This is a genomic window from Shewanella sp. 10N.286.51.B7 (assembly GCF_002873615.1).
Taxonomy (GTDB): domain Bacteria; phylum Pseudomonadota; class Gammaproteobacteria; order Enterobacterales; family Shewanellaceae; genus Shewanella; species Shewanella electrodiphila.
The window spans coordinates 1-1,316 of record NZ_MCUF01000005.1; the positions used below are offsets into that span (position 1 = coordinate 1).

General features: G+C 38.1%; 1 pseudogene. It reads left to right on the top strand.

The annotated features are described in order from the left end of the window. Positions 1 to 392: 392 nt before the first annotated feature. A pseudogene (locus BCU84_RS00685) lies at positions 393 to 1,019 on the top strand (phage integrase N-terminal SAM-like domain-containing protein); the annotation flags it as partial. Positions 1,020 to 1,316 lie beyond the last annotated feature (297 nt).

The window sequence follows — 1,316 nt, forward strand, 5'->3', positions numbered from 1 at the left end:
AAATAGGCGTTTCTTCCATCACGTTTGGTTCTATCTACTCCCTCGGCTAGACTAAAATATCACTTCTTTTTACAAAAAAATCGTCTACCGCAGGTCAAGAACATTTGTATAGTGCGCATGCGCATTTACCTCATCAGACCAGTAAAAACGCGCACACCTAATTACCTGAAAATATTGTAAAAGCTAACATTATAGCTAATAAACTTCTTGATAAATGCGCATGCGCACTTTTCAAGCCTATTATTTAAAAAAATATTACATTAAGCGATTGATAATATGTGAGTATTTAAAAAATCACAAGGATAAACGCGCATAAAACAATCATTTTATCACTTGAAAAATGGCAAAATTAAATAATACTGTATATAAACACAGTCATCGAGTTATTTAGCATGCAAAAAATGACAAGCCCGTTTCTCAGTAAAGTTCAAGAAAATATGCGAATGCGTGGGTACAGCATAAGAACCGAAAAAGCCTATTTATATTGGATGAAGGCGTTTATTAACTTTCAACATAAACGACACCCGGAAACGATGGGATCAATTGAAGTCGCGCAGTTCCTTAGCTATCTTGCAAACTCCCGTCATGTCGCTGTGAATACACAAAAAGTGGCGCTCAATGCATTAGTTTACCTTTATCAAAAACACTTAAAACAACCGTTAGGTGATTTAGGCTTTCGTTACGCAAGTAAACAAAGGCAGCTTCCAACCGTATTATCGACAACAGAAGTGGCAAAGGTATTGAGTCAACTTAAAGGCCGCGATAACCTTATCATTGCAATGCTATACGGAAGTGGCTTACGTATTTCTGAGTGCTTGAGTCTGCGAATACAAGATATCGATATTGAGCATCAATCTCTCACCATTCGAAACGGTAAAGGTAGAAAAGACAGACAGACCATTCTCAGCCAAAGATGCATCGACAAACTTAGTGAATTTATTGAAAGTGCGATCAGTGTTCAACAGAAAGACAACCTTATCGGTGTGGGGCCATCCCTACCCAACGCATTGGAACGAAAAAAGGCTCATCATTTCTGATGAGCCTTTCGTCTTAAATATGGCGGAGAGATAGGGATTTGAACCCTAAATTGATGCGCTACAAACCTATGTTGTTTTATTTATTAATATCTAGATAGCAAAAAGCCCGTTACTTTGCAGTAACGGGCTTCTTTAAATATGGCGGAGAGATAAGGAGTTGAACCCTACACTGATGCGCTACAAACCTTTTAATTCTCTTGCCGAATTCACTCAATTTCCACATAGCAAAAAGCCCGTTACTTTGCAGTAACGGGCTTCTTTAAATATGGCGGAGAGATA